The organism is Trichloromonas sp. (assembly GCF_041583255.1).
Lineage (GTDB): Bacteria > Desulfobacterota > Desulfuromonadia > Desulfuromonadales > Trichloromonadaceae > Trichloromonas.
On the sequence record NZ_JBFHGD010000179.1, the window covers coordinates 1 to 7,010 of the forward strand.

At 59.1% G+C, this 7,010-nt stretch carries 7 protein-coding genes and 1 tRNA gene; 5 read left to right on the forward strand and 3 right to left on the reverse strand.

Annotated elements, in window-relative coordinates; translation table 11 throughout:
* The coding region (locus ABYV89_RS12975; RefSeq protein WP_432823369.1) for a saccharopine dehydrogenase family protein at nucleotides 1-668 on the reverse strand (668 nt) is incomplete at its 3' end.
* Nucleotides 669-839: 171 nt separating this feature from the next.
* Nucleotides 840-2,156, reverse strand: a complete 1,317-nt coding sequence (locus ABYV89_RS12980) for a CDP-alcohol phosphatidyltransferase family protein (RefSeq protein ID WP_432823370.1) — start codon at nucleotides 2,154-2,156, stop codon at nucleotides 840-842.
* A 360-nt stretch (nucleotides 2,157-2,516) separates the two neighbouring features.
* Here ABYV89_RS12980 and ABYV89_RS12985 point away from each other — a divergent pair.
* The 4 genes from ABYV89_RS12985 (at nucleotide 2,517) to ABYV89_RS13000 (ending at nucleotide 4,522) form a co-directional block, all read left to right on the forward strand.
* A tRNA-Ala gene (locus tag ABYV89_RS12985) sits at nucleotides 2,517-2,592 on the forward strand.
* Between the two features lie 189 nt (nucleotides 2,593-2,781).
* Nucleotides 2,782-3,408, forward strand: a complete 627-nt coding sequence (locus ABYV89_RS12990) for a LysE family translocator (RefSeq protein WP_432823371.1) — start codon at nucleotides 2,782-2,784, stop codon at nucleotides 3,406-3,408.
* A gap of 4 nt (nucleotides 3,409-3,412) precedes the next feature.
* Nucleotides 3,413-3,757, forward strand: coding sequence for a DUF3024 domain-containing protein (locus ABYV89_RS12995; protein WP_432823372.1), 345 nt, complete (start codon nucleotides 3,413-3,415; stop codon nucleotides 3,755-3,757).
* Nucleotides 3,758-3,934: 177 nt separating this feature from the next.
* Entirely contained in the window at nucleotides 3,935-4,522 is a 588-nt protein-coding gene (locus ABYV89_RS13000; RefSeq protein WP_432823373.1) for an SAM-dependent methyltransferase, read from the forward strand.
* 10 nt (nucleotides 4,523-4,532) lie between these two features.
* On the opposite strand, the gene ABYV89_RS13005 is transcribed toward ABYV89_RS13000, so the two are convergent.
* Nucleotides 4,533-5,981, reverse strand: a complete 1,449-nt coding sequence (locus ABYV89_RS13005) for a sensor domain-containing diguanylate cyclase (RefSeq protein WP_432823374.1) — start codon at nucleotides 5,979-5,981, stop codon at nucleotides 4,533-4,535.
* A 228-nt stretch (nucleotides 5,982-6,209) separates the two neighbouring features.
* Here ABYV89_RS13005 and ABYV89_RS13010 point away from each other — a divergent pair.
* Nucleotides 6,210-7,010: chorismate-binding protein (locus ABYV89_RS13010; protein WP_432823375.1), on the forward strand; the 801-nt coding region annotated here is incomplete at its 3' end.

Below are 7,010 nucleotides of genomic sequence, written 5' to 3' on the forward strand. Positions count from 1 at the left end.
ATGTTGAGTTTGCCGAGATTCTCCGGCATCTCGAATTCCTGCTTGACCGACAGCGGATCGGTCTCGACCCACTGGCCGTTCTCATAGAAACGCCCCTTGGCGGTCACTTCGCGGATGTTGATCTCCGGGTTGAAGTTGGTGGCAAAAGGGAGGCCGTGGCTGCCGGCGTTGCAATCGATGATGTCGATCGTGTGAATCTCATCGAAGTGGTGCTTGAGCGCGTACATGGTCATGACGCTGGTGACGCCCGGATCGAAACCGCTGCCGAGCAGGGCCATGATCCCCTTCTCCTTGAAGCGGTCGTGATAGGCCCACTGCCAGCTGTATTCAAACTTGGCGGTGTCGCGGGGTTCGTAATTGGCGGTGTCGAGGTAATCGACGCCGGTCGCCAGGCAGGCGTCCATGATCGACAGGTCCTGGTACGGCAGGGCCAGGTTGATCACCAGGGACGGCTTGAAATCGTTGATCAGGGCGACCATTTCAGCGACATTATCGGCATCGACCTGGGCGGTGCGGATCGGCCGCGGCAGCATGGCGGCGATCGCGTCGCATTTGGACTTGGTCCGGCTGGCCAGGCAGATTTCCGTAAAAACTTCGGGCATCATGGCGCACTTCCAGGTAGTAACCTGGCTGACGCCGCCAGCGCCGACTATCAGTACTTTTCCCATAGCTTTCATTCTCCCTCGGTGAAAAATTTCGCCAATATAATCAATTTCGCCCCGAAGTGCAACGTTCCCGTGTTCAGGAAGGCATTATATCAGCTGCCCCGGAAACATCATCGGTTCCGGGTGAAAAGAGTTGGATCTCCATCCAGACGGCGGCAGCCGCACGGGTGGCTATCAGGACTCGGCATCTTCCCGCGGTGCCCGCCAGAACAGGGGCGAAACCAGGTAGGCCACGGCAACCCCGAAGCTGATGAGCAGCGACGCCGTGTAATGGTCGCGGCGCACCCCCTGGGCCAACAGGAACAGAAACGCGCCCAATGCCAGCACTCGCACGATTTTGGGGATTTTCGGCAGGATGGCGCGACCGAAGTGGGCGTAGGGGACCCGGGAAATCATCAACAGGGCGGTGGCGACAACGATCACCCCGTTGACCGCCTCATAGGGGATCAGCACGCAGGTGGTTCCCGCCAGCAGCGCACCGGCCGGCGACGGCATGCCGGAAAAGGTGGCGACGCCGCCGACCACTCCCTGCTTGCGCTTCTCGACCACGAAGCGGATCAGCCGGTAAACGACGGCCGCCAGGTAGATCGCCCCGATCAGCACGCCCAGCCAGAGCTGGGAAAAGGCGGTAGCGACGATGAAGCCCACGGTCAGGCCGAAACTGGTGCCGTCGGCCACGTCATCGAAAATCTCTCCGCGGGGGGTCGAGCCCCAGCGTTCGGCGGCGCGACCGTCGAACAGATCGAGGAACTGGCCCAAAAAGACCAGCCCGAGGGCGTAGACCGGGGGCTGACCGGCCAGCACCACCCAGCAGCCGGCCAGTCCGCAGACCAGGTTCAGGATGCTCAGAATGTTGGCGTACCAGTAGTTGGGGATCAGCTTGAAGACCGTGGAGCAGAAGGCCAGGGCGGCGCAGATCACGAGCAGCGGATGAATGGTGCGTCCGAGCAGCGGCAGGGGGCCGTAGATCCACTCCAGCCCGACGACGATCAGCAGCACCACCACCAAAAAGGTCTTGGCCTTGCCGAACAGGTTGGCGGCCTTGATCTTTATGAAGCGGCGGGAGGCCTGGCCGATGATGTCAAAGAGCAGAAAAAGGCCGACCCATAGCGGACTCAGCCAGCCGGCCCAGGCCATGTAGACCAGCATGGGAGAATACATGAGCTTGTCGGAAAAGGGGTCGATGGTTTCCCCTTCCTCGGTATGCAGATCGCACTTGCGGGCGATCTCGCCATCGGTGATGTCGGTAATCATCCAGAAGGTGAAGAACAGAAAACAGGTCCGGGGAAAATCGAGGTACAGCAGAAATACGGAGATAAATCCCATGGGATAGCGGGCCCGGCTGATGGAGTTGGGATGCAGCCAGGCATGGCGGCGCACCCAGTCGATCTGCTGCGGGGTTCGCAGGAAATAGTTGACGGCAAAACGCTCGGCCCCCGCGATCAATAACACGGGAAGGGCAATCTCGATCAGAATAGCACTGTAGGGCATGATACCGCCTTGGCAAGAAATCAAATCAGGTCTGTCTCCGGGCCTCAAATGCTTATCCCACCGGTGCCTTCCTGTCAACAGCAAAAGCGCCCAGACCATGACAAATCACCGACTTATCCCAGCGACAGCGACAAGGTTTTCCATTGCCTAGCTCAATTTCTCCGCGCCCAAAGCTTTCCGGTTAATCAGCTGGGCATCGCCCAGGCCAGCAGCGAAACATGATACCGACCCGGCAGCTTCCGGTTAAGCAGAGGATGCCCCAGGCGAAAAACGCCGGCGTAATTTTTCCTGCAAAAAAAATCAAAAAAAACCTGTTGACAGTCCATCCGCATCTTTGCTATAAGTTGGCTCCGTTGCAAGGGGGCTGTAGCTCAGCTGGGAGAGCGCTTGAATGGCATTCAAGAGGTCCGCGGTTCGATCCCGCGTAGCTCCACCAAACGCAAACAAAGGGAGGCTCATTTGAGCCTCCCTTTTTATTTGTTTTGGGTTCGTCCAGTCCTTATCATAGAAAACGGAAGTGGCTCAGCTAACGGATCAGCCCTTCGGCTTTAGCAGTACCAGAATTACCTTGAGCCCATTGCGGTAATGAATTGCTGGATTCCTGATTACAGCCGCGGGAGAGGCCATGATTCCCTTCGACCTGTTGTTGCTCTTTTTCACCGCTTCGGTCCTGCTCGCCCTGGCCCCAGGGCCGGACAACCTGTTTGTCATGGCCCAGGCCGCCCAGCGGGGCAGCGGCGCCGGCCTGCTGGTAACCCTGGGGCTGTGCACCGGCCTGCTGCTGCACACCAGCGCGGTCGCTTTCGGGCTGGCGGCATTATTCCAGGCGTCAGTGCTGGCTTTTTCCCTGCTGAAATTCGCCGGTGCCGGCTACCTGCTCTATCTCGCCTGGCAGGCCTTTCGCGCGGGCGGCGAACAGGAAGGGGACACCGGGTCTGACACCTTGCAGCGCGGCCGGCTGTACCGGCGCGGTATCCTCATGAATATCACCAACCCGAAGGTTTCAGTCTTTTTCCTGGCCTTTCTTCCCCAATTCGCCGACCCGGCCAGGGGCTCACTGGCCGTCCAGCTGCTGCTGCTCGGCGGCGTCTTCATCATCGCCGCCATTGTCGTATTCGGTTCCATCAGCCTGCTGGCCGGCGTCCTCGGCGAACGCTTTCGCCAATCGGCGCGGGCGCAGAAAATTCTAAACCGGCTGGCCGGCAGCATCTTTGCGGCACTGGCCTTGAAACTGGCGACCACTGAGCGATAAGACCATGCCCCTCTCTGAATTTGAACAGAAACGGATCGACAGACTCTTTTCCACATTCTGCCAAGAGCGCGTCCCCGCCCAGTATCACGACCAGATCCGGATTGAATTCCGGATCAAAGGCGATGAGGTGACGCTGTTTGAGTCGCGTCCACACTATCAGGATCAATCAACCTGGTTTTCGACCTCGATCGCCCGTTTCAAAAAAGACTCAAAAACAGAAGCCTGGCAGCTCTTCTACGCCGACCGCAATAACAAATGGCATCCATATCGGGATTGCCCGGCCAACCGGGACATCGAAAAACTTCTCACCGAGGTAAAAAACGACCCAACCGGAATTTTCTGGGGCTAACGTTGATGCATTCGCAAAAAGTCTTGCGATGGCTAAGCAAAAATTTCGACCTACAAGGCCTGGTGTTTTTTCGGGGGCGAAGGCCTACATCAGGTAGGTCGAGGTCCTGAAAAAACACCGTAACGCCGTAGGGCGGACTTTTTGCGACGCCATCAACGTTTACAAAGGGGATAAGGGATGTGGGACCAGCGCTACGACACGGAGGAATACGTCTACGGCACGCAGGCCAATGATTTCCTGGTCAGCGTAAGCGACCGGATGTCTCAAGGGCGGGTTTTATGCCTGGCCGAGGGGGAAGGACGTAACGCGGTCTTTCTGGCCAAGCAGGGGCATGCGGTACTGGCGGTCGATGCCTCGGCCGTCGGGCTGAAAAAAGCCCGGCAGCTGGCGGCCGCACAGCAGGTAAAAATAGAGATTGCGGCTGCAGACCTGGCCGACTTCGAGATCGGGCAGAGCAGCTGGGATGCCATCGTCTCCATTTTCTGCCACCTCCCCCCTGCTCTGCGCCGGGAGGTTCACCGCAAGGTCGTGGCCGGGCTGCGCCCCGGCGGCCTGTTCATTCTCGAGGCCTACACGCCGAAGCAGCTGCAGTTCAAAACCGGAGGGCCACCGGTGGCCGAGCTGATGATGACACTGGAGGGTTTAAAAGAGGAACTGGCCGGCCTCACCTTCGACCATGCCGCCGAACTCGAACGCGACATCATCGAAGGCCGCCTTCACTTCGGCCGGGGCGCGGTCGTCCAACTGGTCGCGCGAAAGCCCTGACGGGGGGGACCTATTCTGCTTTCGCCAGTTCGATGCGGTTGCGCCCGTTGCGCTTGGCGGCATACAGGGCGTCATCCCCGCGCCGCAGGAGCGAATCTTCGCTTTCCCCCGGCAGGGCTTCGGCGATCCCGAGGCTGACAGTCACCGCAATCGCCTTGCCTTCATAGTTAACAGGACGGGTTTCCACGGCCAGGCGCAGTTTTTCCGTCATCTGGCTGGCATGGGCCTCGTTGCACCCCTTGAGCAGCAGCAGAAATTCATCGCCGCCCCAGCGGAAAAACATGTCGGACGCTCGCATGTTTTTGCCGGTCAATTCGGTCAAAGCCTTGAGTACCGCATCTCCGGCCAGGTGCCCGTAGCTGTCATTGATCTGCTTGAAATTATCGATGTCGAACAGAATCATCGAAAACGGGGTGCCGCTGCGTCGACACTCGGCAAGAATCTGTGGATACAGAATCTCAAAGGCATTCCGGTTGTGAATCCCGGTGAGTCTGTCGGTAGTCGCTGTCTGTTCCAGCCGTTTCTGAAAGGCATTGATGGTGTAATTGGTGATCAGCAGCACGATAGCGGTGATCAGGGCACAAACGACCAGATTGCCAAGGAGCGCGGCAAAAATCTTGCGAAACGTTTCGCCCTCGGACTGCTCGACCAGCAGGTACCAGTCAAACTCCTTGATGTAGCGGGTATTCAGCAGGATATCCTGCCCTCCCCGCCGGTACTTGAGATTGGCGGTCTCAGAGGCAAGAACGGTTTCCGTCAACGGAGCCAGCCCAGGTATATCCTGCAGACTTTTGGCTTCATCGGCAATACCGGAACTGTGCAGAGTGATGCGCCCCTGGCGATCGACAAAATAGATGTTGCGCTGATAGCGTTTTTGGTATTCCTCCACCATTTCCTTGACGGCATACACCGTCAAACCGACCCCAGTGGCCCCAAGATAGTTGCCTTCGTAATCCAACACCTTGTAATTGACAAAAATGGTCAGGGCATCCTGGTTGGCCAGGTCGGGATCAACATTGATTTCGTAAACCGGTGCCATCTCGCGCACCCGGTAATACCACTGGTCCCGGGGCTCTTCGGACTGGATCTTTTTCAGGATACCACTGGCGTGGTAGTAGATACCGGTCTGTTCCGAAACGAAGAAGCTGGTGAAGGTCTTGTACCGGATCTGGATCTCGTTCAGATACCGGATCATGCTCTCGGGATCACGCTCGCCGGCAATGACCCAGTCGCGCACAAAGGTGTCCGACGCCATCAGAGACGATATAAATATAGGCATCAACAGGTCGCGCTGAATCTCGGAGTAGATATTGTCGCTGGTCAGCGGCAGGGTGCTTTCGGCGATTTCGTCCCTCAGGGATGCGCGCGAGGTAAAATAACTGGCCAGGCTGGTCAGAAGAAAGCCTCCGACCAGCAGTAGGCTGACCAGCAGCATGATCCGGTTTTTGCTTTGCAGCATGGGATACCCTCTGTGACGAAATGGATTCAGAAAAACAGTTTGCAAGTATACCCGAGAACATCCACACATTAAAGCTAAGAAGTCATAATTACCCCTCCCTTCGCCGTACCACGCCGGTTCGATCGGCAGCAGCCGGTTTTCCCTTGCCAATCCCCTGCCTGCTCAACTAAATTGACCCGGCGGAGAACCGAGCCATAAACACGCCTGCAACCGGACGGACCACAACCGATGTCGTTTCAAACCCGCACCTTCAAACCCGAACGCTTCGACCCTCTCGCCCTCTTCGCGCGCCTGTGCCCCGAAGGGCCGGGATTTCTCGAGAGCCCCGCGCCGTCCCCCCGCACCGGGCGCTACAGCATCGTCCCCCTGCGGCGGCGGGAAGCCTACCGGCTCGATCAGCGCGGATTGGCCCGCCTCGACGAAGAGGGCGAAACACCGCTGCCCGGCGATCCCTTTGCCGTGCTGGAACAGATTCTGGCCGAGCGCCGGGTGCCCCCTTCGGAAAACGGCTTCGCCTTTCCCGGCGGCTTCTTCGGCTTCTTCTCCTACGATCTGGCCGGCCGGATCGAAGAGCTGCCCCGGCAGGCCCGCCGCGACCGGCCGGTCCCCGAGCTCTGGCTCGACTGGGTCGACCTGACCGCAATCTACGATCACCAGCAGCAGACCCTGACCCTGGCAACGCTGGACCCAGAATACGACCTGGCCGCCCTCGAAAGCGAGGTCCGCAGCGCCCTGGCCCTTCCGCTGGTCAGCCAGCCGCTGCCGGCAACTCCTCCGCCGCAGCCGATCCTCAGCCAGCAGCAGTTCGAGGGGATGGTCGAACGGGTCCGCGCGTATATCGCCGCCGGCGACATCTACCAGGCCAACCTCTCCTGCCGCTTCGACGGCCGCTTTGCGGGAGATACCTGCGACCTCTACGCCCGCCTGCGAAAGGTCAACCCCTCCCCCTTCGCCTGCCTGCTGCGCGCGCCGGGGCTGGAAATCATCTCCTCCTCCCCCGAGCGGCTGGTTTCGCTGCACCGGGGCATC